The organism is Paenibacillus sp. FW101-FHT12H11 (assembly GCF_058790355.1).
Genome location: NZ_JBYTCO010000003.1, coordinates 345,461 through 371,672 on the forward strand (window position 1 = coordinate 345,461; position 26,212 = coordinate 371,672).

At 43.1% G+C, this 26,212-nt stretch carries 20 protein-coding genes and 1 riboswitch; of the genes, 17 read left to right on the plus strand and 3 right to left on the minus strand.

The genetic code is table 11. From position 1 onward, the window contains the following. Positions 1 to 58 precede the first annotated feature (58 nt). The 8 genes from AC3WTJ_RS11785 to AC3WTJ_RS11820 all read left to right on the plus strand — a co-directional run bounded on the left by AC3WTJ_RS11785 (position 59) and on the right by AC3WTJ_RS11820 (position 14,978). Positions 59 to 6,775, plus strand: a complete 6,717-nt coding sequence (locus AC3WTJ_RS11785) for a sialate O-acetylesterase (RefSeq protein WP_492521884.1) — start codon at positions 59 to 61, stop codon at positions 6,773 to 6,775. 150 nt (positions 6,776 to 6,925) lie between these two features. After that, positions 6,926 to 7,837: an aldo/keto reductase gene (locus tag AC3WTJ_RS11790; RefSeq protein WP_492521885.1), complete on the plus strand. Its 912-nt coding sequence runs from the start codon at positions 6,926 to 6,928 to the stop codon at positions 7,835 to 7,837. A 160-nt stretch (positions 7,838 to 7,997) separates the two neighbouring features. Beyond that, entirely contained in the window at positions 7,998 to 9,953 is a 1,956-nt protein-coding gene (locus tag AC3WTJ_RS11795) for a hypothetical protein (RefSeq protein ID WP_492521886.1), read from the plus strand. A gap of 216 nt (positions 9,954 to 10,169) precedes the next feature. After that, a complete protein-coding gene (locus AC3WTJ_RS11800; protein ID WP_492522225.1) occupies positions 10,170 to 11,741 on the plus strand; it encodes an FAD-dependent oxidoreductase in 1,572 nt (523 codons plus the stop codon). 300 nt (positions 11,742 to 12,041) lie between these two features. After that, a complete protein-coding gene (locus AC3WTJ_RS11805; RefSeq protein WP_492521887.1) occupies positions 12,042 to 12,452 on the plus strand; it encodes a hypothetical protein in 411 nt (136 codons plus the stop codon). Positions 12,453 to 12,746: 294 nt separating this feature from the next. After that, positions 12,747 to 13,157, plus strand: coding sequence for a DUF5412 domain-containing protein (locus AC3WTJ_RS11810; RefSeq protein ID WP_492521888.1), 411 nt, complete (start codon positions 12,747 to 12,749; stop codon positions 13,155 to 13,157). A gap of 122 nt (positions 13,158 to 13,279) precedes the next feature. Further along, positions 13,280 to 13,380: riboswitch (purine riboswitch) on the plus strand. Positions 13,381 to 13,460: 80 nt separating this feature from the next. Then, on the plus strand, positions 13,461 to 14,408 hold the full coding sequence (locus tag AC3WTJ_RS11815; protein ID WP_492521889.1) for an EamA family transporter: 948 nt from the start codon (positions 13,461 to 13,463) through the stop codon (positions 14,406 to 14,408). 72 nt (positions 14,409 to 14,480) lie between these two features. Further along, positions 14,481 to 14,978, plus strand: a complete 498-nt coding sequence (locus tag AC3WTJ_RS11820; RefSeq protein WP_492521890.1) for a P-loop NTPase family protein — start codon at positions 14,481 to 14,483, stop codon at positions 14,976 to 14,978. Between the two features lie 138 nt (positions 14,979 to 15,116). Here the strand turns inward: AC3WTJ_RS11820 and AC3WTJ_RS11825 are convergent, their stop codons facing one another. After that, complete coding sequence (locus AC3WTJ_RS11825; protein WP_492521891.1) at positions 15,117 to 15,398, minus strand: hypothetical protein; 282 nt, start codon at positions 15,396 to 15,398, stop codon at positions 15,117 to 15,119. A gap of 871 nt (positions 15,399 to 16,269) precedes the next feature. Further along, positions 16,270 to 17,502 (minus strand): M16 family metallopeptidase, encoded by a 1,233-nt coding sequence (locus AC3WTJ_RS11830; protein ID WP_492521892.1) that lies wholly within the window; start codon positions 17,500 to 17,502, stop codon positions 16,270 to 16,272. A gap of 625 nt (positions 17,503 to 18,127) precedes the next feature. Here AC3WTJ_RS11830 and AC3WTJ_RS11835 point away from each other — a divergent pair. Next, positions 18,128 to 18,760, plus strand: coding sequence for a LysE family translocator (locus tag AC3WTJ_RS11835; protein ID WP_492521893.1), 633 nt, complete (start codon positions 18,128 to 18,130; stop codon positions 18,758 to 18,760). Between the two features lie 497 nt (positions 18,761 to 19,257). Here the strand turns inward: AC3WTJ_RS11835 and AC3WTJ_RS11840 are convergent, their stop codons facing one another. Further along, positions 19,258 to 19,461 (minus strand): hypothetical protein, encoded by a 204-nt coding sequence (locus AC3WTJ_RS11840; RefSeq protein ID WP_492521894.1) that lies wholly within the window; start codon positions 19,459 to 19,461, stop codon positions 19,258 to 19,260. A 717-nt stretch (positions 19,462 to 20,178) separates the two neighbouring features. Here AC3WTJ_RS11840 and AC3WTJ_RS11845 point away from each other — a divergent pair. The 8 genes from AC3WTJ_RS11845 (at position 20,179) to AC3WTJ_RS11880 (ending at position 26,190) form a co-directional block, all read left to right on the plus strand. Further along, positions 20,179 to 20,325 carry a cadherin-like beta sandwich domain-containing protein gene (locus AC3WTJ_RS11845; RefSeq protein ID WP_492522226.1) on the plus strand — a complete coding sequence of 49 codons (147 nt, stop codon included), beginning with the start codon at positions 20,179 to 20,181 and terminating at the stop codon, positions 20,323 to 20,325. Positions 20,326 to 20,390: 65 nt separating this feature from the next. Next, complete coding sequence (locus AC3WTJ_RS11850) at positions 20,391 to 20,759, plus strand: cadherin-like beta sandwich domain-containing protein (RefSeq protein ID WP_492521895.1); 369 nt, start codon at positions 20,391 to 20,393, stop codon at positions 20,757 to 20,759. A 427-nt stretch (positions 20,760 to 21,186) separates the two neighbouring features. Then, positions 21,187 to 21,753 carry a class I SAM-dependent methyltransferase gene (locus AC3WTJ_RS11855; protein ID WP_492521896.1) on the plus strand — a complete coding sequence of 189 codons (567 nt, stop codon included), beginning with the start codon at positions 21,187 to 21,189 and terminating at the stop codon, positions 21,751 to 21,753. Beyond that, a complete protein-coding gene (locus AC3WTJ_RS11860) occupies positions 21,754 to 22,350 on the plus strand; it encodes a DedA family protein (RefSeq protein ID WP_492521897.1) in 597 nt (198 codons plus the stop codon). Further along, the gene (locus tag AC3WTJ_RS11865) at positions 22,350 to 23,033 is read left to right on the plus strand and encodes a response regulator (protein WP_492521898.1); all 684 of its coding nucleotides are present in this window, start codon (positions 22,350 to 22,352) and stop codon (positions 23,031 to 23,033) included. The genes AC3WTJ_RS11860 and AC3WTJ_RS11865 overlap by 1 nt, the downstream gene beginning before the upstream one ends. Next, the gene (locus AC3WTJ_RS11870; RefSeq protein WP_492521899.1) at positions 23,023 to 24,111 is read left to right on the plus strand and encodes a sensor histidine kinase; all 1,089 of its coding nucleotides are present in this window, start codon (positions 23,023 to 23,025) and stop codon (positions 24,109 to 24,111) included. The genes AC3WTJ_RS11865 and AC3WTJ_RS11870 overlap by 11 nt, the downstream gene beginning before the upstream one ends. 371 nt (positions 24,112 to 24,482) lie before the next feature. Next, complete coding sequence (locus AC3WTJ_RS11875) at positions 24,483 to 25,295, plus strand: TrmB family transcriptional regulator (protein WP_492521900.1); 813 nt, start codon at positions 24,483 to 24,485, stop codon at positions 25,293 to 25,295. 280 nt (positions 25,296 to 25,575) lie between these two features. Continuing rightward, positions 25,576 to 26,190: a DedA family protein gene (locus tag AC3WTJ_RS11880; protein WP_492521901.1), complete on the plus strand. Its 615-nt coding sequence runs from the start codon at positions 25,576 to 25,578 to the stop codon at positions 26,188 to 26,190. Positions 26,191 to 26,212: the final 22 nt, after the last annotated feature.

The following is a 26,212-nucleotide window of genomic DNA, read 5'->3' on the forward strand; positions in this document are numbered from 1 at the left end:
ATGCGGGTTCCTATTTTGTTTTGCTAAAAAAGCTTAATTAAAACAGGAGGTACATGGCGTGAAGGCAAAAAAACGAATGGCTGTTCTCTTATCCATCATGTTGATACTGCCCATTATGATGATACAACCAGGTTCAGCTACGGCTGCTAAAGACGTTATGGATAACTACATTGTGCAAAAAATTATGGATAAAAGGGAGCTTAAGCCCTATACGTTAACCAATCCTACGCGGTATGGATTTGGATCGGGCTATATCAACACGATTGATTCCGATGTGTCGCCAGTAGCTCCAGCCAATCTAGCCGTGAGTTTGCAGCTCTATGTCGAGAATAATGATCATCCCGGCCATATCAATGATTTGATGAAAACAATCGGCGGCAACGGCCGATTTGAAGTGTCGGATAATCAAATCGGTGGGCATTACTTAATGTATAACGCCAAGGATTTGAAAAGAGCAGACGGCACCGAGATCCAGCCAGGGTGGAATGACGTGTTGCTTCCATTTTCAGCGATGGGCAATGTTGCAGCAGTCGACCTGGCTCACATCCGGTTTTTCCGTTTAGAGTTTTTTAACTTCACTGTTAAACCAGACGCTTATGTCATCCGGATGAAAGACGTGAACATCGTGGACATGTCCCGTCCGGCCGATCCGGTGCCACCGGTGCATTACGACACCACACCTCTGGTAGCTAATATTCCCTTCACCAAGACGTTCAACATTACCGGTGGCGGTAGTGCCGGAACTCCTACAGCCTCTTTTGCTGTCCAATTTCCATCAATTGACGCTTCACACCATGATATCAGAAAAGTGAAATTGGTCATGGATACCGAGATAGAAAACCTGACTCATCCTGGTAATATTACGGTGATGTCACAAGCTGCAGGCCAAGTTGAGCTTACGAGCAGCGGCCACAATGACGCCAATGAACTAGCCTTCAGTGTCGGATCGCTGAACTGGCAAAACGGGCAATCGAGCGCTTCCGCTATGTTGACTACCGGTGGCACGACTGGCGGTACGATTGATTATTCAAAGATCAACTATATGCGCTTCTATATGACAAATTGGCCGGCAACCTTTACCGACAATTTGGTGCTCAAAATTTCGAATGTCCGCTTAATCGATACGACCAATGACACCTCACTGCCCACCTTTTTCAACGACGGCATGTTGTTCCAGCAGAAGAAACCCATGAATATATGGGGTTATTCGGATGAGGGTAAAAACATAAAAGTTGAATTGTTCAAAGGCAACGAGACTACGGCTCTTGAAACCAAGACGGCCGTTGCTGCTGCTAATCGAAGATGGGATGTTGCTTTATCCCCCCGGGTCGGCAGCTATGACAGCTACAAAATTGTTGTCAGTGAAGGCAGCACCGTCATTCAGACCATCAAAGATGTTGCCATAGGTGAATTATGGCTCGCGGGCGGTCAGTCCAATATGGCTCTAAACGTGGGTTCGGCGATGACAGGAGCTACCGAAGTAGCCAACGCCAATAACCATAACATCCGTTTCTTCCTGGTTCCAGCTTACCCAGCGGGGCAAACGGGTGATCAGCCAATTGATCCAACGCCGGATATTGCCGGCGCCTATTGGGGCGCAGGCGATAGCGGCACCGAAGTCAACAAAGTTTCCGCAGCCGCCTATTTCATGGCAAAAAGTTTGCAGCCGAAGCTGAACGTTCCTGTGGGCGTGATCAGCGATGCTACCGGCGGTACGATCATTGAAGCTTGGCTATCCCGCACGGCCATTGAAGGCAACGCAGAGGTAAAAGCCGCTCTGATGAAACGCGGTCTGTACGATGATGCCGACTGGTGGCCGACAGAAGCCAATAAAATGTCCATTTTGTACAATCAGAAAATCGGGCCTCTTGCCGGAACCAACATTGCTGGTACGATCTGGTATCAGGGCGAGAGCAACTCCAACCGCAGCGAAATCTATGATATCGAGTTAAATCTGTTGAAAAAGAGCTGGAGCGAGGCGTTTGGTTTTGCAAACAACTCCATGCCGTTTATCGAAGCGCAGGTTGCTCCGGACCAGTACGACATCGGTAGTACCAACCCGCAGCATCTCGGCTGGCTGGCAGAGAGTATGACCAAATCCTATTTGGCCAACGCGGACAAGAATATGACGCTGTTTCCGATTTACGATGTTCCGCTGACTCATGTGTTGAACGGGACTTCGCCTGGCGCGATCCATCCTCGTACGAAAGAACAGGTTGGCCAGCGGTTTGCCGATAGTGCCATGAGCTTGGTATACGGCGCCAACGACCTGAAATCGGCTCCGATCTATCAGAGTATGAGCGTTTCAGGAAATAACATCAACCTCACCTTTGACAATGTCGGGGAAGGCCTTAAATCCTATAACGGGATCTCCCTTCATGGCTTCAGCATTGCAGGTGCAGACCATGTCTATGTGACCGCCAACGCTGAAATTACAGGTTCGAACACCGTTAAAGTTTGGAGCAATATGGTCTCTGATCCGAAGGATGTCATTTACGCGTTTGACAATTTCAATAACAATGCCAATCTGGTCGGTGCCGCCAAAGGGAATTATTATATTCCGGTCAGCCCTTTCCGTACTACGGCATATGCAGATAGCACCAGTGCTCCCGACCCGGGTGTCACTTATTATACGGAGCAAGGCTGGATGTACGCAGACAAAGACGAATGGGTCGTAGACCAAAACGATACCACGATTAATTCTTTCGGATTCCATCCGTCTTGGAAGTCAGGTACTGTGAACACCACCTCAGCGGTTACTTACGGGTATTCTCCTGCTTTGAAACTGGAAGGTGCCTCGGCATTGCAGATCAACTATACCGGTGCTCCTGCTAAAGTGATCGGCATCAGCCCGATACTGGCCTATGACAGCCTGAAATTTAAAGCCGGCAATTACAACTATTTGTCCGTCAATGTCCTTAATGCTAATGAAAACGCTGCCAAGTTGGCTCTGCAATTCGTAAGTGGGGGCAAGACGTATACGGCAGCTGTTGCCGAAACGGGCTTATATGAAAAAAACCTTGCCAAAGACAATAAGTATACAACTGTCACCTTTAATCTGCGCAAATTGTTTGACGGAACGCAAGTTGTAACCGATACCAAAACTTTGCTCAATGCCATTACCGATATGCAGTTCACTTTTACGGGTGTAACCGATGGCAGCCTGTATCTCGATAAAGTCATGGTTGGTACTACTGCCGGCGTGAAGACCGATGCCGAGCTGAGCGCTGCTAACCCAGCGTTTAATGCGGCTACGATGCGGACCCAGCTGCAAGCAACCTTCGTTGCAGATACCAGCCCATATACCGCTGCCTCCTTGGTTGCATACAATGTCGCAAAAACGGCTGCAGACGCTTTGATTCAGGCTAACAGCACCGATATTATCAAACTGGGTCAGGCTAATGATAATGTCATTACGGCAAAAAGCGCTTTGGTTGTTAAGCCTGTCAGCAAAGATGAATTGCTCGCTGAGATGAACAAAAAGCCTGCGGATTCCACTTCGTACATCACAGCTTCCTGGGATGCTTACATGACGAAATGGAATGCGGCTAAATCCGTGTACGACAACAATAATGCGACTATCGAGCAGATTGCTACCGCTACAACCGAGTTGGCAGCCGCATTTGGCAGCCTGGAAACCTCCTCGACTTTGCTTGATTTCGGCGAACCTGTCGTGGAACAAGGTATGACTTATGCCAAATACAACGGTAATCCTTCTTCTGAAGCGCAAACTTTCGTTGAAGCGTATAAAGGAGATACGGTTGGGCGCATTAATGCTCAAAAATATCTGTATGGTACTTTGAGTACAGACTCATCCCTTAGAGGCGCTGAAGATGTCATTTTTACCATTCAGTATTATGATGTCGGGACACAGAAACCTTTTCTAGAGCTGGGTCAAAAATCAACTGGAAACGCTTATAATAACAGGCACTTTATACAGCTCTATAATACGGGAGATCTGGTAACCTTGAAAATATATGTGACCGATGCCCAAATGAGGAAAGCGCAAAATGGCGGTGCTGATTTCAGGATATTAGCTGCCGGTGGAGATTTTTATGTGAAAAGTATACGCGTGGAGAGTGGCAAGGAACCTGCCATTGATGAAACCCTTCCACCTGTATTTGCCGGGGAAACGGCAAGTAATACGATGATTGGAAAGACGGTTGCCGGTTATCAGATGTGGTTTACTGCCAATGATACCAATTCGGGTTGGGTGCATTGGAACTCCGGGACGAAACCTGGCGTTGGCCAGCTTAAATTTGAAAATTGGCCCGATGTAAGGGAGTATCCCGACAATGCTCTATTCCCTACCAATTTCGATAACCTGGAAACCGGCGAACAAGCCAAGTTATTTACATCCAAGAATAAAGACGTGGTTGACTTGCATGTTTCTTGGTTACGTGATTATGGCGTAGACGGGTTAGCGGTTCAGCGGTTTTATAGTTCAACAGAAGTGACGGAAAGTCCTATAAAAAATAATATAAACCTAGTTCAAGATGCAGCTGAAAAGTATAACAAACTATTTTATGTCATGTATGATTTATCAGGATCTGGAAGTGTAGGAGAAGCTGCTGTAGACAGAATCAAAAAAGATTGGGTATACAATATAGAACGAAAAGGTATTGTAAGCTCAACCAGTTATGCCTATGCAAAAGGAAAACCGGTCGTTTGCTTATGGGGTCTTGCGGGTGATAACCCGTCCAGATATCCGAGTGCAAGCAATGCGCTCACACTTATTCATTGGTTCCAAGACAGAGGTTATTATGTGATCGGAGGGTTGCCTGATAATACATGGGCATCGGTAACCAATGATTATGCTGCGGTATATCAGTCCCTTGATATGGCCTCTCCTTGGACAGTAGGACGGTTCAATGGCTCAGAGGGTGCCAAAGATTGGTGGGAGCAAACCGACCAACGATTGGAAAGAGAGATGGCATATTGCGAGCAATACGGAATCGACTTCCAACCTGTTATTTTTCCAGGGTTTGCTTGGTCGAATCTGAGAAATGGTGTGAATTCGGCGCCGAATGAGATAGGCAGAGAAAGCGGAGATTTCATGTGGACGCAGGCGGCGCTTTTAAGAGAACATGGTTTAAGATCATCGTATATTGCCATGTTTGATGAGTTTGATGAGGGTACATCCATCATTAAGGGCGCTGAAGATTCCTATGAGATTCCGAAAGGCGAGCAGTATTTGTATACACAAGCATCTGAAGGTACATGGCTTTCTTCCGATTTTTATTTGCGGCTGACGGGAGCTATTGCCGTTTTGAATAAACGCGACATTACGGAAGGTAATCCAGTTAGCCGTGAGGTACCGATTGAGGATTCGTTGGGTCCTGTGTATTGGCGGAACGGTTTTGAGAAACGCGTCGCTGCTGGCGGTGAATTAACGAACGTTGACGTAGGTATTTACAATCCCGGTGATGAAAATGAACGCGGAAATCCAAAAATTTTGAAGCGTCAGCATTCGGATCCCGCTTTAGACGCTTTTGCCATCGAGAAAGATACCTCTCATAGAGGTGCATATTCCTTCCGATTTAGCGGCAAGTCGGAAAACGGGACCGATAATACTCAGCTTTATGCGCGAATTGCACCTACAAAAATAAAAGTTCAAAACAATTTGGAGCTTTCTTACTATATCCGGGCAGAAAATGACTTAGGTCGTCATGCTTTCATTGATCTGGTGTTTGACGACGGTACGCATTTAAGCGACAAGGCAGGATTTACCGGCAAAAGCGCAAAAGGTACCGTAGGTGAATGGGGAAAAATCTCTTATCATTTAGATTCATCCTTTATAGGTAAGACGATCGTAGCGGTTATCGCCGCATACGATCACACGGGAGATGGCGTTTATACGGCTTACATGGATGACATAACGATTCAAAACGAAGCGCCAACAACAACACCGGTACTTAGTCAAGCGATGCTTGCGGTTAACGCGACATCACTTCAAGTAGGAGGAACGGCTTTGGCGCAGGTAACGGGTACGCTTAACAATGCAGCACCTGCTGATCTTACCGTAGCCACAGTTACGTACGGATCAAGCAACAGCGCGATAGTATCGGTTGATATGCAGGGGCATATCACCGGGATAGCTGAAGGTACTGCTCAAATCACAGCTGGTGTTACTCTGAATGGCGTATCCGTGCAGACCAATCCTGTTACAATCACAGTGGTGAAGGCGGTGTCTCTAGGGGTTCCAGGTATGCCAGTCTTATCATCCAACAGTGGTGAAGCAATGGGAATAAGTGATGGCAACTACACAGTAACCATGAACATGTGGTGGGGCAATAACGGTACTTTATTTAAATTGTATGAAAATGGTACCCTCATCTCTACCCAATCGTTGAAGGATGCAGCACCTGCGGCACAAGTGGCGAAGGTTGATGTGCATGGCAAACAGAACGGCACTTATACGTACACGAGCGAGCTCATTAGTCCATTCGGTACGACTACGAGCAATCCGCTTGTTGTCACCATCTCGAATGCAACGCCGGGCAAACCGGTGCTCTCCCAAGATAATTGGGACGGAGACGGCACATTTCATATTGTTATGAACATGTGGTGGGGAACCAATGCGACCGAATACCGTTTATACGAAAATGGTGTGTTGCTCGAAACGAAATCATTGCAAGCCGCTACGCCTGGCGCTCAAAGTGCGGTGAGTGCAATTGACGGACGTGGAGTTGGTACTTATGAGTACCGGAGTGAATTGGTCAATGCGAGCGGAGTAACCTCCAGTGACGTGCTAACGGTACCAGTAGAGAAATAAATGAAAGGCCTTATGCATCCGATAGGAGTGCATAGGGCTTTTTTGTAGCTATTAGGCAAGAGCTTGTTTAGTTAAATTGTCCTTCAAGTGAAAAATTGTATATGATAAATCGAAGAGAAAGTAGATCCATATTTAGGAGGGATACAAAATATGAAACGAAACAAATTAGGTACTTCAGAGCTCATGGTAGGCGAAATAGGATTAGGCTGCATGTCGTTAGGTACAGATAGCCAACATGCCATTTCTATGATTCATACAGCATTGGAACGTGGGGTGAATTTTCTAGATACAGCTGATTTGTACGATGAAGGTGTTAATGAAGAAATCGTGGGTTCAGCGATTCAAGGTCGCAATCGTGGGGAAATGATTATAGCCACAAAAGTAGGTAACAGACGAATTCCAGGCAGAGATGGTTGGGTATGGGATGCCTCCAAAGCGTACATACTTTCCGCGGTTAAAGAAAGTTTGAGACGGCTGCGTACCGATTACATTGATTTATATCAATTGCATGGCGGTACGCTTGAAGACCCGATCGACGAGACGATCGAAACTTTCGAACAATTGAAACGAGAGGGAGTCATCCGTTATTATGGTATATCCTCGATTCGTCCAAATGTCATTCGAGAATATACAATGCGATCGTCGATTGTAAGTGTGATGAGTCAGTATAGCTTACTAGATCGAAGGCCGGAGGAAGCGGTGCTGCCTTGGCTTACCGAGCATTCAATCAGTATGATTGCTCGTGGTCCAGTAGCGAGAGGATTTCTGTCGAATAGGGGACAGAGGCTTCAGAAAGATTACCTTGACTACACAGGAGACTCACTTAGCAGCCTGTATCCCAAATTACTGGATTCAGCCAATGTAAATGGCCGTAGTTTAAGCCAGCTTGCCATTCGCTATGTGCTATCGCATCCTGCGGTGGCTGTGACCATCCCAGGGGCTAGCTCTCTAGAACAATTGTTGGAGAACATCAACGTTGCAGAGACTCCTCCCCTAAGGGAAGACGAGATTACTTTGCTACAGAAGTTGACTCGTTCAAATAGGTATGAACAACATCGATAATTTGTATCTTACACAACTGTAGCTCCACAGTCCGTAGCTGTGGAGCTATAAGTGTTATTTATGCTGAATTTAGAGAACTTGTATAGGAAACTTTGGAACAAATACCGAGTATAACCAATATAGCGGTTTAAGTTGAGAGAATGAATAGGAGTGTGATCCAATGAGCTGGAAAAAAGCAGCCATTGCGGCTGTAGTCGGAGCGCAAGTCATGATGTCATGTGCTTTCGACGCTTCAGCGGAAGGAACAACTGTTGTTTGGAAACCCATACCTAGTGTGCAGCCGGAGTTTCAGCACGAAATGTTTCCTTCGGATGTCCCCGAGTCAGGTAGAGTGCCTGCCGTTATTCAGTTATTGAGCAACATCCCTTATTATGACAAATACGAAGATTCCGGCGGTCCACCTCAAGGCTATCTGGCTCCTCAAGAGGTACAAGTAGTCAAGGCAGGCATGCCTTGGTCGGATGCGTATAATTGGTGGAAAGTCAGCACCTGGCTTGGCGATAAGTGGATCAATGTGCCTTCAAAAGCGTTAGACGTCTCCCCTCCGAAGCAAATATCGCTGCTGGACAATACTCTGATGTATGCTAATCCGAATACCAATTCACCATCAACGGGTTCATTGGCACCTCAGGATGTCGAAGTGGTGGCTGCTGCGAAAAGGTGGTTTGTTGCCGAAAACTCCGATTACAACACGATGACTTGGCTTCAGATTCATACGTCCTGGCTCGGTGATCAATGGATTCAAATTGCCCTCAATCGCATTGGTACGCTGCGGAGCGTCGTCCCTGAGAAAGAATATTTCATGAACGTAAGCAGCATCCCGCAAGGTGTTGGGGAAATAACAGCAGAGTTCATTTCGCCATTCAACAGCACCAGCTATCGTGTAGAGACAAAGAGTGGAGTTCAGTGGATGTATGACCGAGGTGCGAGGATTGAAGAGTCCCAAGAAAGCTTAGTATTGTATACGCGAACAACGCTTTTTGCACAACCTGATTCCTATGGGGAAGAGGTGGCCGTTCTTCAGCCTCAGAAAGTCGAAGTGTTCGAACGAATTAACAATAATCCATATGGGAACTCACAGGATGAATCCATCTGGTATCATGTACATACTTCGGCAGGGGATGGTTGGGTGAATAAACAGTTTGCCGATCCGATGGATGCCAAACCGACAGACGTGGCCATAGAATTGAAATCCAATGCGGAGTTGATGAACTATCCCTTAGGTAATTGGTATAAATTCGCGCAAGCTTCCCCTCAAATTGTACATCCGATTCGTTATTGGGATGATACCTTAGGGAATCGTTGGTATCAGATCGATTCTTATGTTGGACTTGTCTGGTTGAAGTTAAATCCATATACCGATCATATTGTTGGTGAAGGATTTGATCCGGCTATAGACATTTCCTTCTACACTTTGTACTACAGCAGCGCGAAGATTGATGGTGACGAGCTTAAGTTTCAAGATCGACAAGTGGGATATGTACGTGATAACGCTTGGTATGTATCCATTCCCTTTCTATCCGAAGGTTTCCGCTATGATAAAAGTGAGTCAGGAGGCTGGACCACCTATCAGAACAGCAAGTTTGGTAATGGTTTTCGCATTCAGGCGGGCTCCTTGCAGGCGACAACACTTTGGAATGGCAAAGAGGTTCAGGAGGTTAACTTGACTGCAGCGCCAGAGGTCTCGTCAAACGGAGAAATATATCTGAACGAAGCCGATGTGCGGAACTTGTTCGGTACTCTTATTGCTAAGGTTGATAACTCCCTTACCTTTACACTTCAGGCGTATAATGTGACTGATCTTGCAATTCCCACATCAGTCGATTCCGATCAGATGGTGTTCAATGTAGCTTTTACAGACAGCACTCAGCAGTTCGCGGCCGACGCTTCACCTGAGTTAAGACCCAAGTTGACTGTCGAAGAGATCGGAGCCCCACTGGCAGAGGCCATCCATGCCTATTCAAAATGGGTTGCACCCATTCAGTGGGATAGGGCTTTCTTCCAATACCAAGCTGCTAAACCGTTAAAGGTCGGGCAGAACCAGCTGCGGGCTAGACTTGAGATTGGCGGTAGGATTTTATGGCAGCAAGAATTTACGGTCATGAGGACGAAATAGATTGATGAGCGAAAGCCTTCATCCTTTTTGAGGACGAAGGCTTTCGCTTTTTTAACATTGGAGTTAGTTTTTATTCATTAAATGATATCCTCCGAGGAATCCCTGGAAGCTTATAAAGTTCAGCTGATTTTGCAACTTTAAGTAGATCCCATCCGTCTATTATATAGGCTTAATTTTACTAATGTGGATGAAGGAGGTAAAAGTTGTATGATGAATATGGAACGAGATCTGCACGTAGATATTGCAATAATAGGCGGAGGAGTGGGAGGGTGCGCTGCAGCTCTAGCTGCCTGTAGGATGGGGAAAAATGTGTACATGACCGATGAATACGACTGGATTGGCGGTCAGTTGACGAGCCAGGCTGTGCCGCCTGACGAGCACAAATGGATCGAGCAATTCGGCTGTACACGAAGCTATCGCCAATTTCGCGACGAGGTCAGAGCGTACTACCGTCAAAACTATCCGTTATCCGAGTATGGGCGTTCGGTGTACTATTTGAATCCAGGAAATGGTGGAGTAAGCCGGTTGTGCGCAGAACCACGTGTCACGCATGCCGTATTGCAGCAGATGCTCGCGCCGTTCGTTAACAGCGGGAAACTTACCATCCACACACGAAGTAGAATCGTAAAAGCGTGTAGACACGGCGACGAGATCCAAGCCGTTACGATCAAACGCGAAACCGGGGAAAAGCTGACTGTTCATGCACCTTATTTTCTAGATGCAACGGAATGTGGGGATGTATTGCCACTTGCGGAAGTCGACTATGTAACGGGGGCAGAATCGAAGTCAGAAACAAACGAACCTCATGCCTTGGAGGGTCCCGCAGATCCCAAAGATATCCAGGCTTTTACTTACTGCTTTGCGATGGACTACTTCGAAGGTGAGAATCATGTCATAGATAAACCCCATGATTATGAGTTCTGGCGTTCATTTCAGGCACCATTTTGGCCGAATCCGCAATTGAACTGGGTATCGCCTGATCCCAAGACGTTGGAACCAACGGAAGAAACGCTGTTTCCCGGTACGGATAAATACCCATTGTTTATCTATCGCCGAATTGTGGATAAAGCGAACTTCGCGGCGGGGACATACACGTCGGACATTTCGTTAGTCAATTGGGCGCAGAACGATTACTTTCTTGGAAATGCTTATGATGTACCTGAACAGTTGGCCGAAAAGCATCTATATCAAGCGAAACAGCTGAGCTTTTCTTTATTATATTGGCTGCAGACGGAAGCTCCCCGGCCTGACGGGGGAGTGGGCTATCCGGGGTTGAGGCTGCGTCCGGACGTCGTAGGGACCGCTGATGGCATGGCACAGGCGCCGTATATTCGGGAATCGCGTAGAATCAAAGCGGAATTTACGGTTTTGGAACAGCACGTAAGCACAGCTATCCGAGGCGATCAAGGGGCAGTAGAGTTCCCTGACAGCGTAGGAATCGGATGTTACCGAATCGATTTGCATCCGAGTATGACGGGACGGAACTTCCTCGACATTTCTTCGTTGCCTTTTCAGATTCCATTAGGAAGTCTGATTCCCAAGCAGGTTACGAACTTGCTAGCTGCCTGTAAAAATATAGGAACAACCCACATTACCAATGGTTGCTACAGGCTTCATCCCGTTGAATGGAATATCGGGGAGTCTGCAGGCTATACGGCTGCCTTTTGTTTGAACCAAGGCATGACCCCAAGTGAGGTTCGCGCTGACGGAGCAAAGCTCAAAGAACTTCAATCTTTGCTGACGGCGAACGGCATCGAACTGGCATGGCCTAAGATTGGAGCTGTATAAACAACCTATCAAAGATCAACTTGTTCTTAAAAAGGGGCCTTTTATGGCAAAGATAAACTTGTCTGGCGACAAGAATAGGGGTACATTAAAAGTCGCATGTTATGCGGCTTTTTTGAATTATGTCCTCATTTCCCGACGGAACGGACAAAGCATGTTCAGGAGTTCCCAAACACATAGAACTTGCTTCTTTTTATATGCATCAATTACACTTTGAGGAGTAGCAATTCTATTAATTTTTATTAGAAGAATCGGTAACTACATTTTAGTATCATCAATGATAAGAAAAGAAAGGGGGCCAACATGAATATGAAACTAACTTATTTGCGCGGAGGCAGTATTGCAATAATTGCAATCGCTGCACTAATCATAGGAATTAAGGCATTGTTAACGATTCAGAACATAAATCGCATTACTAATGTAGAGTTGGTTGGGGAGCAAACGATTTACGGAAAACCGGGCTCCCAAATGATCGTACGAATGGGAAAAACAGTGGCTGTGGCTACGGATAAAGAAGGTATTCCGGATCTGACTGCAGGTTTGGATCTTCAGCCAGGAACCTCGATTCCGGATAATCATTTGCTGTTTTTTCCTAAAACGACCCGAGGGCTCCAAGCCGATCTCCACACAGATAATGAGATTTGGATCACGGTTCGCGGAGGGTATACAGTTTATAATGAGAGCGGAAAGAAAATCAAACCCATTATTGAATGATTACATTATCTCTTTCCCGACGGGAAGGAATCGAAACCCGATAACGATGTTTTTTAGGTCGTAATTGAACAATGAATGGGATGTTCAAATGTTTGGGGTGAAAGAAGTGCATATTAGAAGTGTCATTACGCTAACGGGAGAACGTTAATCCAGACACACCAGGGAGCAAATCGCCAACAGCTGCTCAGGTTAGATACATTAAGTTAAGAATTAATCGCCTTTTTTCTGCGCAATAGTAAAATGAGGTTATACTTCTTTAAAAATATTAAATTTGGTCATTATTAGTGGAGAAATATGGAGCAATCAAGCGATGAGCAAAACATTATGCATGAAATTAAGAGAACCAAAAAAAATGTGCTTAAATTTTTGTTTTCAATTGGCTTATTGTTGATTGGATTAATTTGTTATGGGATTTACTGGGCCTTTTTTGACACGAATCGGCTCCCAACAGGTGAATTAATTGAACAATCAAACTCCCCCAACGGCAAATATACAATTAATGCTTATGTTTCAAGTAGAGGAGCAACGACTGATTTTGCTGTAAGAGCAGAACTTGTTTTCAACAAAAGCTCGAAGAAAAAGAATATTTATTGGAATTATAGAGAAGAGAACGCATATATCGTATGGATTGACGATGATACTGTTGAAATCAATGGTCATGTTTTAAGATTACCAAATGAGAAATTCGATTTTAGGAGAGAGTGAATTTTCTATTCACGGAATAAGCTACTGGGACACTATAGCTTAATAAAGGCACCATGGCAGCAGGTATCAGTTGACAAATGCGAGCGAGCGCCTTATTATTTGTTATGTTGTTTTGCTTTAGTTTGAGGAATCAACAATACATTCGTATAACCCCATGAAATACAGGGTGGGGGTCTCTACAGGAAGCCTTAACTTCCTTGCTACGAATATGGAATCAAGTTTCAACGATTCTATATTCGATAGTAAGGAAGTTTTTTTGTTTCCAATATACAGTAGAGGAAATCCAAGGAAGGAATCATAACGATGAAATACAGATTATTGGTTTTATTAGGCGCGGTCTGTTACGGTATCTTATCGACAATCGTTACAAAGGCATATGGAAAAGGTTATACGCTCGGAGAAATCGTGGGAAGTCAATTGTTAACAGGGTTCGTATTGGCTTGGGCTCTGGTTCTATTCATGAAATGGAAGGGAAGATGGAGCGGAAACGTTAAGACGACGTCCTCATCCACGACGGCTTCCACGAAGTTATCGTGGAGGCATCGAGTCATCCTGATGGTCGCTGGTGTGCCTACAGCTGTAACAGGCTTGTTGTATTACCAATCCCTGCGATATATTCCCAATTCGCTAGCCATTCTGTTGCTATTCCAATTCACATGGATGGGGGTATTGATCAATTCGGTCGAACAGAGGAGGCGTCCAAACGGCATCATGTTGATCACGCTGACCGTCCTGTTTGGAGGGACATGGCTAGCGGCCGGCATACTTGATCAAGGTTTGTCTGAGTTTAACTGGAAGGGCGTCATATTTGGCTTTATGTCCGCGATAAGCTACTCGTTGTTTATTTTGTTCAGTGGCAAAGCTGTGCCTTCTATGCATCCGATAAACCGAAGCGCCTGGATGGTTACAGGGGGGATGTTATTTGTATTTCTCTTGTTCCCACCCAGCTTCCTGTTCAACCACGCGCTTTTGGAGGGATTGCTTCCGTTTGGGATACTGCTCGGTTTGTTTGGCGCGTTCTTACCTCCAGTCTTGTTCGCGGTAGGGGTTCCGAAAATTGGAGAAGGTTTGACAGGCATCCTCGGTGCTGCCGAGTTGCCTGTCGCGGTTATGCTGTCATCCATCGTTCTACACGAGCACGTAAGCTTGCTTCAATGGGCTGGTGTCTTGTTGGTACTGCTTGCGGTTGCGTTTCCTGAGCTGATGAAGCGAACGAGATGGGCTGGTCGCAAAGATACCGTATCCGGTTGACACAAAAGCCGCAACCGGTCATAAAGCCGATTGATTCTGCAATGAGCGATGGTCGAGGGAGTTTGAACAGGAATGAGAAAAATCCTCATTATTGGAATTGTTGCTAGTGGTAAGACGACGTTGGCTAAACGCCTGTCACAGAAAGTTAATGTGCCGTGGTATGAACTTAACTCCATAGTCCATCATAAAACACCTACGGGACGATACAAACGTTCAGCAGAAGAACAAGTCGAAGTGATAAAGGAAATTGATAACAAAGGAGCATGGATTTTCGAAGGAACAGATAGAGATTCATATCAATGCTTGTATCAAATGGCAGATACAATCATATTTCTTGATACTCCATTATGGAAACGAAGGGTCAGAATCCTAACACGTTTTCTTAAGCAAAAACTTGGTATTGAAAAGTGCCATTATAAACTGGATATTACGATGTTGAAGATGATGTACAAATGGACGAGGGATTTTGAACAAACTAGAAACGGTTTTGAAACCAAGTTGAAATTATTTGATGAAAAAGTAATTAGATTAAGAGATAATAATAATCTAGATTTTGCGAAAGAAACTTGATTAAGCTATCGGAGAACGATAGCTCAACATAAGCAGTGCAGCAGCCGGTCAATATTGAACAGCTGCTGACGTTTCTCAAACTATGAGCAGATTAATTCAGCAACTCCTTGAGATAATTCGAGGATATAGCTGAGTTGACTATTTTGAATCATATTGTGAGTGAAGTCGTTTAGCCATTTCTCGTAAAATCTCTGGGCTTAAATTTCCTTCGTTTGATTTTTTAACAGAGATGAGTAAGGAATATCCTACATTATTTTCAATTGGGCGTGCGTTCTCAAGCTTGTATAACTTATAGCGTCTTTTACTTGGGGGATAAGTAATAAAAGCAGAGTGATCAGCAACGGGGGATAGACCCATTTTCCTCAATCTAGCCTTAGTGAACATATCTTCAGGTGCTTTATTAGCAGTGAACTGTTTCATGTTACCTCCTTAGAGCGCTCGGTTGTTTCAATTATTTTATCAAAGCATTGACCATTGCGCTAACGGGACACGCTAGTGAAAAACAAGGGACAGATATCGCCGCAGCCGGCAACTGTCCCTTGTTTTATTGAAGTAACGGGCAGCATTCCTATTATGAGGGAATATGAGGTTTGAGAAATAAAAAGTAATTTTCGCTTTTATATGATGATGATCTAGGTAGACAAGATAACAACAAGAAGCACGGATGAGTCGGAAAGGCACTAAACTTACGGACAAAGATCCTGCCCTAGCAGCATATCTGACCTCCACCTCATGGATAGGTTGAATGAAGGAATTTGGGAGCGTAGACTCTGCGAGATGTCGGAGGGTTGACCACCATGAGCTCATGTGGAGAGCCAAAGGTGCAACCATACATTACCATACCATCCGTTTTTTACAACAGGTGGTTTAGGTAGAGAGTCTTTTGTCCCTCAGCATATCCATAAATTTCTGCCTCTACAACTTGATACCATTGAATGTTATCTGCTAAAAAGTATTTAAAGGTCAAAAGCTGAGAAAACGAGAGTATTTGAAAGCAAAGCGATTCTCCATAGAGGGAGTTTAGTTCAAACAAAAAGGGTATTGCTAGAGGGAGTTTAATAGTTAAATGATAAAGAAGAAATGGAAATTCAATGATTCGGAGAACACGGCAGTATTATCAATAAGAGAAGTTGTATTTAATAAACATCATATATTAGTTGTTCACTTGTGATTCCATATTGAAAGAACGATTAAGACGGGAGCGATAGTACAATAACAAAGCTTAAACCCACCAACAAATGGTGGGTTTAAGCTTTGTTATTGAAAAATCATACCGAATTTTAACAGGGTTTTAAGATAGCTGTTCGATGGCGCTCCAATTCTTCGGCACCACGGATGCCACATAGACGTTCCCAGCCAAAGCATATTTCTGCGCCACCCGTAGTACCTCATCTGCGGTCACCGCCTCTACTTTGGCTACGAAAGCATCAACATCAAACTCCAGTCCATACAGTGTGCTATAACTCAGAGAATCATTTTGTGCGAGCACATCATCCATACCGATTGCCAGTTGTCCGGTCACACAGGCAATGGCGCGGCGGAGATCCGCGGCACTGACGAGACTTGTCTCCAGTTCCGACAGATGCTTGAACAGAATCTTTTTTACCCCGTTTACGTGTGTTGCCGGCAGTCCTATATATCCCAAAAGGTAGCCGTGGTCATGAAAAGACTCATAATCCACATCGACCGCATACGCGAGTCCCTTTTCTTCACGAATCTCATCATACAAACGAGAAGACGCATTTCCATGTGCTCCTAAAATCGTAGCAATAACTTCAAGCGCCGGCTCATCGCCGCTCCCGTCACCTGCTACTGGAATTGCCCATGAAATATGCGCCTGGTTGACGCTGCGTTTGACAACCGCCTCTTTTTGCTGCAGATCATATTCACGCCTCGCCTGCTCGGTACGATCCTTCGGCTGATGAACGTTTAGGCGTTCCAAATAGGAGAGCACCGCATTTTCATCAAAATTACCCGTCGCAACAAAGATTACAGCGCCTGTGTGATAGTGCGCGTTATAAAACTGAAGGAGATGTGAACGCTGGATCTTCCGCACGCTTTTCTTAGTACCCAAAAGGGAGCTTCGATTCAACAGACCTTCAAGCACCTCGCCGGAAACCGAAGACGGTTGATCGGCATACATATGAATTTCTTCGATGATGACCTGCTTTTCTTTTTCGATTTCTTCTTCCGGGAGCGCCGGCTGCCAAAAAAAGTCTGATAGAAGGTCCAACGCCTCCATGCCATACTTGCTTTGCACCTGGATGTAGTACTTGGTTTCATCCTCCGAGGTATAGGCATTGGGAAGCGTGCCAAGGTCCGCGGCGTTCTGGTTAATCTTTTTTGCCGTTTTCGTGGCGCTGCCTTTAAAGAGCATATGTTCGAGAAAATGAGCAGTCCCGGCAGGGACGCCTACTTCCATGTTGCATCCTGCTTTAATCGCGTAGGCAAAGACCGCACTTCGCGAAGACGAATCTGGCTTCAGCACAACTTGCAAATGATTTTTTAATGTCATGATCTCCATGCGTAGATCCCCCTTTACTTTTTGCACTATGAATTTTCCAGAGGGAACCTTCGTATCTGGCTTCCATGCTATAATATACCTATATTACACTATTTTGTTTCATGTCTGTAGAAGCGTTGAAATGTTCGAGTCGAACGAGGAAATCACGATCATGCACTCTTCAGTATAGATGTTACAAACGCTGAGGATGAGGAACCATTCGAAATATTAGAGTCCGTATTAATAAAATATACCTTGAAGCAGGTCAATTCATTGAGGAAATTACTAAGTGATATAAAAGAAGGATTCATAAATGAATTCCAAACTGGTTATGAGTTTTTTTGGCGTTATTTAAAGATAGGATAAAGTTATCAAGAGAGTGATTGTCCGTCATAGGGCATTTGTAAATGATGAATTTGAGCAAACAACGGATTGCTTTGTTATCCTTAAAATACGAGAACTCCATGAAAACAGGCTGCCGCATTTTGGCAGCCTATTAAGCGAACGGGCAGAATCATGGAATGACATATCAAATAAATGTGCTTTTAAGTCATAATTTAGATTAATTAGAGATTGACAACGAGTTGTATTTTCAATTAATATAACTCCTTTGTGTGATAATAATTGAGAGGCGGTATTGTCAAAAATGTACGGAATAATCAATTTTGAAGTGTTTCTGCTTACGGGGATTTTATTAAATCTAATCCCAGGTGCAGATACAATGTACATTGTGGGAAGAAGCATTTCACAAGGTAGAAAAGCTGGTGTGTATTCTGTTTTCGGTATCATAAGCGGTTCTTTAATACATACATTTTTAGTTGCTTTCGGTTTATCGATTATACTTACAAAATCAATTATGGTATTCAATATCATTAAAATTGTTGGGGTCATTTATCTAGTCTATCTAGGAATTAGAATGCTACTTGATAAAACAAATGCAAGTTTTAGTGCATCTGAATCAAATCAACAAAATATCAAGAAGATATATATACAAGGAATGTTGACAAGCCTTACGAATCCCAAAGTTTCTTTGTTTTTTATTGCCTTTCTACCACAATTTATTGATTCAAAGGCGAACGGTCCAATCCCATTTCTTATTTTAGGTCTTACATTTTCGTTCACTGGGTTGTTATGGTGCTTGTTTATTGCCTATTTTTCATCATATGTTACAAGAAAAGTGAAAGGTAACTTAAGGTTTGGCATCTATTTAAAAAAAATAACAGGGATAATTTTTATCGGATTAGGATTAAAGCTGCTTCGTACAAAGGCTCCGCAATGAATGTGCCTTTAAGTAGTTCGCTACGCTAACGTAGGATTGATAGTTCAAGGTCATTAGGGGCAGCAATGGCAACCACAGTAGGGCTTATCCGGCATGGTGTAACCGAATGGAGTAGCCTAGATAAGGCTCAAGGGATACACCTCTAAACGAAGAAGGAACAAAGTAAGCAATTGCGTTGGCTAATAGGCAATAGCCTTAACTTGATACTCATTTATAATAAGCCCAGCAGGCTGACAATCAAAAATAATGCCGAAAAAACTCCATTCATCAGAACGGGGTCGCAGGTTATCATTTTGCTGGAGTTTGGCCCCGGCGGTTACTCTCCGATATGTATCACATGAGACTCTGCCTGTGGCAAGGCACCCGGATCACGCTGAGGCATCTGATGACTTGGCAAGGGAAGTAAAGATGCGTATAGGGAGAGTTAATAGGTTCGGAAAGGTTGCCGGGTGAATGGGTCTGGCAGCCTAGGCTTAGCACTATCGGGGAACGTCAACTTAGTTGTGAAAAATCAACCAGGCGATCAAAAGCCAGAATGGCACGACCAAAAGCGCTCCGTTAATCATGCCGGTCGTGAATTTTCCTCTGGGCTTCGTCGATCTGTTCTCTATGGCTGCCGTTGCGGCGAAGTTCGAAGAACGAGTCCTAATACCTACTTGAAGCAAAGTAGCGTTGATTGGCTTGCGGTGAATTATTCTCATAAAGTAACCCTTCTTTCCTGATATTTCATGACTATAGTCGCGATAATGAGTCATTATCCTTTATATCGGTCGGGAATTAATAGGAATGAAGTCCTTTTTAAACAAAAATTACAAAAAATACAGGCGTGTTAATGGGCGTCTAAAGACACGTGTCTGACGTGTGTCCATAGACATAAAAGCGGCGACATAAATGATCTTATCAAAGCTTGAGAATTCAAGCTTTTTATTTTTATATCCCTATTAGCAGGCGTCAATTCCGGATAAGTGTAACTGTTCTGTGAAAATAAAGTATTATTTTGTTTAAGAATCCAACAAAAAGGTGCGAGCTGAGTTTATGGATTGGAAGTTTATTGGGAGCACTACCAACGATTCATTTATATTAAATGGAGTGGATATTTTCAAAGAAAAGTGGGTCGCTACTGGCCTATTTGCTAATGTTATTGACCCAATTAGGGTAACTCGTAGGATTTGCTCGATTTTTTTTCAGGAGCGACGAGTATCAAAGCTTTTTATTGAATTGAACGCGGAGACCTCTAGCTTCAGGGGGCTTATTTCCTTTTAAAAACCAAGGGGGAGCCGAATCTGTAAACAGGAATTTAACTACCCGATTTAGCCCATTGACCTACCCTCTCGGGTAGGTCAATTCAGCCCTGCTATCTCTTATAATAGAGATTATGGCGGAAATTCTATGCGGACGTTGCGAACAACGTAAGCGAGATAACGGTCACGCCGACAGCGGAAGACGCTGACTCCAAGATTGTGGTAAACGGCGTAGAAATAGCTAGCGGCAGTCCGTCGGGAGCAATTGCTCTGAATGTTGGAGTTAACACGATAGAAATTCTGGTGACACAGGCCCCCCTCTAGATAAGTATAAGAAAATCACCACTTTAACGGTAACTCGAGCGGGTGGACCGGGCAGCAACACTATATTGAATTTTCTAGGCCTATTTTTGGAAAGCGACATACCGGGGGATTTACCCATCGGCTTCGGGTTCAATAAGAGCTTGCCGTTCTATGATTTTATAGATTTCATCGGGCAGAACAAGGTTCTGATTGATCCCCAACCCGAGGATAGCGGGGCGATCGTCACGGTAAATGGAACCGAAGCGACAAGAGGCGTCAAAGTACCCGTTGGCTTACTAATGGGAGATAACACGATAACGGTCGTCGTACGTAAGGCTGAGCAAGCGGAGAGACGGTTCGAAGCCATGAAGGCGTCCATCCCTGAGCCGGAATGGAAGCAAATTCGTACTCGGTCCATATACACGCTAACTCAGCAGAAGTTAGTTGAATATTAGGTTCTGTCATTATTCAGACCTCCAAAGTGCATTTAATGGATTCAAAATATATGTTTTGCAAACATAGTAGAGGCCAGATTAGTTTACAAAAAACTAATCTGGCCTTTTGTGCGTTTGGCAGCGCATGGGACAAGTGATGAATCTGAATAACTCTGAGCGATTCAAATTCAATAGACATTACTTCAGATTTTCTTTAGAAATTTCCCCATTGGATCCTTAGATTTATCAAGTAATATAAGCACATGACATGTGTGTTTTGGTGTGTTGGTTCCGGTTGTTCGGTATATTCTGCCTTTACTCGTTGGTCTTAACAGAGTCTCGTACAAAATGTTTGCATTGATTGTTGAAGCTAAAAACTTCAAATCCTTCTTGGCTGAATGAGCCAAACAGTAAGTAAATATTAAATATGGAAATGGAGGAGAGTTTCTTGAAATCTAATCAGCCTGGATTGTTCTTGCAACGTTTTATTCAAAATCCCAAGAGAGTAGGAAGTCTTGTACCAAGTTCACGATTTCTGGCGAAGAAAATGGTTCAATCTGTACTTTGGAAGGATGTAAAATCAGTAGCCGAGCTCGGCTCCGGCACAGGCGCTATTACACGTTTTATTGAACCAAGAGTAAATGATTCTGCAAAGGTGTTATTATTTGAAATGGACGATAAGATGAAAAGCGATTTGCAAGCCAATTATCCAAGTTTCACATGCCATTCAAATGCATGCCATCTAACTAAAATAATAAATCAGCAAGGTATACATCTATTAGACTGCGTGTTTAGCGGATTACCGTTTTTTAATTTTAGTAGTGACCTAAGAGAATCATTACTTAATGAAATTACTAAAGCTCTAAAGCCAGGAGGATACTTTATTGCTTTCCAATACTCCCTTCAGATGAAAAAGTATTTATCCGATAAATTCATTATTGAAAAAATTGACTTCGTACCTTTTAACTTCCCCCCGGCTTTTGTTTATACATGCCGTAAGAAAGAGGGAATTTAAATGAATTATGATGCACTAATTCATTCGATTGGTCAGTTCGGTTACGCAGCATTGTTCTTTGCGTTATGGCTTGGAATTGTTGGGATGCCAATACCGGATGAGGTTATTGTTATGACCGGTGGAGCAGTAAGCAAAGCAGGGTTACTCCATTCTGTTCCGGCGTTTCTCGTCACTTATTTAGGAGTTGTTACCGGTTTGTCCCTTGGTTATTTACTAGGCAGACTTTTTGGGTCGGCAGTGTTAGATAAACTCCGTCGTAAAAAAAATGTGGAGAAACACCTCCGAACTTCAGAACAACTGCTAAATAAATACGGCAATTTTGCATTAGTCATTAGCTATTTTATTCCAGTAGTTAGGCATATTGTGCCCTATCTAGTGGGAATTAATAAAATGTCTTATCATCGATACATCCTATATTCCTTTTCTGCCGCGCTCGCCTGGACGTCTGTTTTTTTTGTATTAGGTCAATTAGCAGGCAGACATGTAGAGAAGATAGGAACCATGATATATCACTACGGTCTATATCTGGGATTAGTCTTACTTATAGGTATTCTGTTATTTGTAATTTTTAAAAGATGGAAGAGGAGCAGAATGTAATGATTACAATTCTTGTTGTTGATGACGATTCAGAAATTCGCGATGTCATTCATGTATATTTACGAAACGAAGGATATCGTGTTTTAGAAGCTGCTGATGGTGTGGAGGCACTAGACGTATTAAAGCTAAACCCTATTCATCTAGTCATCTTAGATGTAATGATGCCCCGAATGGATGGAATCAAAACTTGTTTCAAAATCAGAGAAACATCGACACTCCCCATAATCATGCTCTCCGCAAAGGAAGAAGATATTGATAAAATCAATGGCCTTACTACCGGTGCCGACGATTATGTTACGAAGCCCTTCAATCCTTTAGAATTGTTGGCTCGAGTCAAGGCACAACTAAGACGGCAAACGTTTGTTGGAAAGGAAGCCAATGATTCTCTAATCCGTATCCAAGAGCTTGTTATCGACAAAACTAAACATTCCGTAACGATGAAAGGGAAAGAACTTTCCCTTACTCCCCTGGAGTTCTCGATACTAAACTTGCTTGCAAGCCATCCAGGGCAAGTATTTAGCGCTGACAAAATTTACGAAAGTGCATGGAATGAACCATCTGGATTTTCAGATAATACGGTAATGGTTCATATTCGGAATTTGCGCGAGAAAATTGAGGAATTGCCCAGAGAGCCGCGATATATTAAAACCGTTTGGGGGGTTGGATACAAAATTGAAAAATAATTGGTCCAATTTATTCGGCGGCAAAAGAAGTATACGATTTGAGATATTCTGGGCGTTCATATTCAGCATACTTATTGCTATATTCAGTTTCTTATTAGTTAATTATTTGGCCAGTTTTTTAGTGAATCAATTACAATTTGGATTTTATTTTTTTAATACTGCTTTTATTGCTTTTGTTATAGGTTTTATTGTTTCTTTTTATAAACTGACTCGTCGCATGGTGAAGTACATTATTGATTTGGCTGATGGACTCCAAACGATTTCTGAAGGCAATTTGTCATATCGTGTTCCCATTGTTCGTAAAGACGAATTAGGGCGAGTCGCGCTAAATATCAATCTGATGGCGGAACGGCTGCAGCAGCAGATCGAAAAAGAACGCCAAATTGAAAGCTCCAAAATGGAGCTAATTACGGGGGTTTCCCATGATTTACGAACACCGCTTACAAGTATTATTGGTTATTTGGAACTATTAAGAACGGATGCATTTCAAAATAAAGAAGAATATACACGTTTTATTCATAACACATATAACAAGGCTATTCATTTAAAAAGATTGATCGATGATTTGTTCGAATATACGCGTTTTACAACTTCCGACATTCAATTAAATTTGAAACCGATTGATGTTCATCAGCTTCTCGACCAAATGCTTTTTGAACTGGAACCTTTTGCTCAGGAGAATAGAATTGAAATCGTTAACGAGACAGGTCATTCGCCAGTGATTGCTCTGGTTGATAGCGATAAATTTGTTAGAGCTATCGATAATCTCCTAATGAATGCCGTCAAGTATTCCGTTAAACCGGGGACGGTTCACATAACATTAAAGACGGAACATTTGCGGTTTTATATCGAAGTCGAAAATAGAGGTCAACCACTTACGCAGGAACAAGAAAATAAACTCTTTGATCGTTTTTATAAAGTTGACCATTCGCGGAAAAGCGAAGGTATTCAGAACGGAGCAGGATTAGGACTTGCCATCGCCAGAAATATTATCGAACTGCATGGAGGAACTTTAAAACTGACACATAAGAATGGCACTTACGTCTTTACAATAAGTGCCGATAAACATGGGGGCTAAAATGAAAGTTAGAATTGCTGCTGTTGCTTTAATCATTGTAGGTTTATTAACAAGCTATGAGCTAGTGAAATTGTATAAGGAAGAACAACCTAAAACAGTAAATTCCAGTAGTCATGAAACTTCTATACGATAGCATAGAAGACGGAATTACAGTTTACGCCAAATACAATCCAATGAATAATGCATACCCAAATTTGTGTCCGTAATAAAAAAGCAGTCTTTTATTTTTGAAAAATCGACGAAATACTAAGAAAAACCGAGATAATTAAAGTAAGATAGAGACATATATATGATATTAGTCATTTTTAACGAATGATAAAGATTCTCATTATCATAGTAGTTAGTTATAATACTACTTGCGAGGTGCCAGTATGGATTCAATCACAGAGCTGTTGACCAAATTTGGATTTAGCAAAAATGAAGCACGTGTATATGTGGCGCTAATTCAGGAAGCTTCGGCCACAGGATATCAAATTAGTAAAACGACGGGCATTTCACGTGCAGAGGTTTATCGGGTACTGGGCAATCTTGCAGACAAAGGAGCGATTGTTTGGCAGCAGACAGAGCCAGCTTTGTACATGGCTGTCGAGCCGGAGTCCTATCTGTCCAGTTTAGAATCGCAGTTCAAAAGCAATATTCAAAATGTTCGAGAAGAATTAAAGGAACTGAATCAACAGAAAAGCAATGAAACGATTGTGCGCGTTAAAGGCTATGATCATATGCTGCACAAAGCGAAGGAAATGATTGCCACTGCAAAACATGAAGTATATATTCGCTGTGGTTCCGATTTTGCAACTCTGGTAACAAATGATCTGAAAAAAATTACAGAAAAAGGGGTAAAGGTTCGAATTTTATCTTACGGGGATTATGAGCTCAAGGCGGCAGGGGTTGTTGTGCATCCCCCACGTCAAGATGAGGTTCATCGCAATCGGGTAACTCAGCTGCTGCTAATTAGTGACATCAAAAAAATGCTAGTTGGTCAGCTGGATCCGCGAAACCCTGGCAGTGTGGTCGGAACTTATAGTGAGAGCCGAGAGATCATACATATTCTTCGAGAAATGATGCGTTCAAGTTTGCATTTGACCATTCTTGGTAATGAAAGTGAAGTAATATCGCAATATATGGAGCAGCATGAGTTGTTTAAAGCTATATACAAAGATGGATCAATTATTAGCTATGAGTAGCCTATCGGGTTAACCGATAGCCCGCGAGGCGTTTCATCTTAAGGCTGAACATCCTTATACGCAACGTTTGTTAAAGGCGGTTCCGCGACTTTATAGGAATGGTTAAATTCCATAATAAAAAAACGAAAGACATTTGTCTTTCGTTTTTTTTATTTCATACCGCTAACGGAATAGTTCTCATTTAATTCTCATTTTTTATTGTTACAGTGAGGAAGCGGAATTTATCAGGGATGGATTTGCTGACAAATTTGCTCAGAAATTTAAGATTGAGGTGGTATCATTGCATCAGTTAATAGAATGGATTTCAACTAATGCTATAGGATTAGTCACGAGTTACGGAGTTCTAGGAATCTTTATTGGGATGTTATTCGAGAGTGCTTGTATTCCAATCCCAAGTGAAGTTATTATGCTTTTTGGCGGTTTTTTTATTCAAAAAGGTGCCTTTACTTATTTTGAAGTGGTTAGCGCGGGTGTATTAGGCAATCTAGTAGGATCAATCCTTATTTATTGGGTTGGAGCAACTGGGGCAAGAACAATGATAGAGAAATATGGTAAATACGTATGGATTCAAGCTGAGCATATCAAAAAAGCAGAGCTTTGGTTTAACCGATATGGCGAGTACGCGGCTTTTTTTGGAAGAAATTTACCCATCATTCGCACATTTATATCTTTACCAGCAGGTATAGCAAAAATGAAATTCTCGCGTTTTGTTATCTTTACATGTCTCGGATGTTTACCTTGGAATTTGGCATTAACCTATTTTGGTTATAAATTGGGGGGAAACTGGATACTTGTCGAGCCCTACATACGGCCGTTCAGTTATGGGATAGCGCTCATACTGATAGCGGTACTCGGTAGACATGTTTATAAATTAGTTCGTAATCATGCTCAGTGATGCTTGTTAGAACCATTTCTGG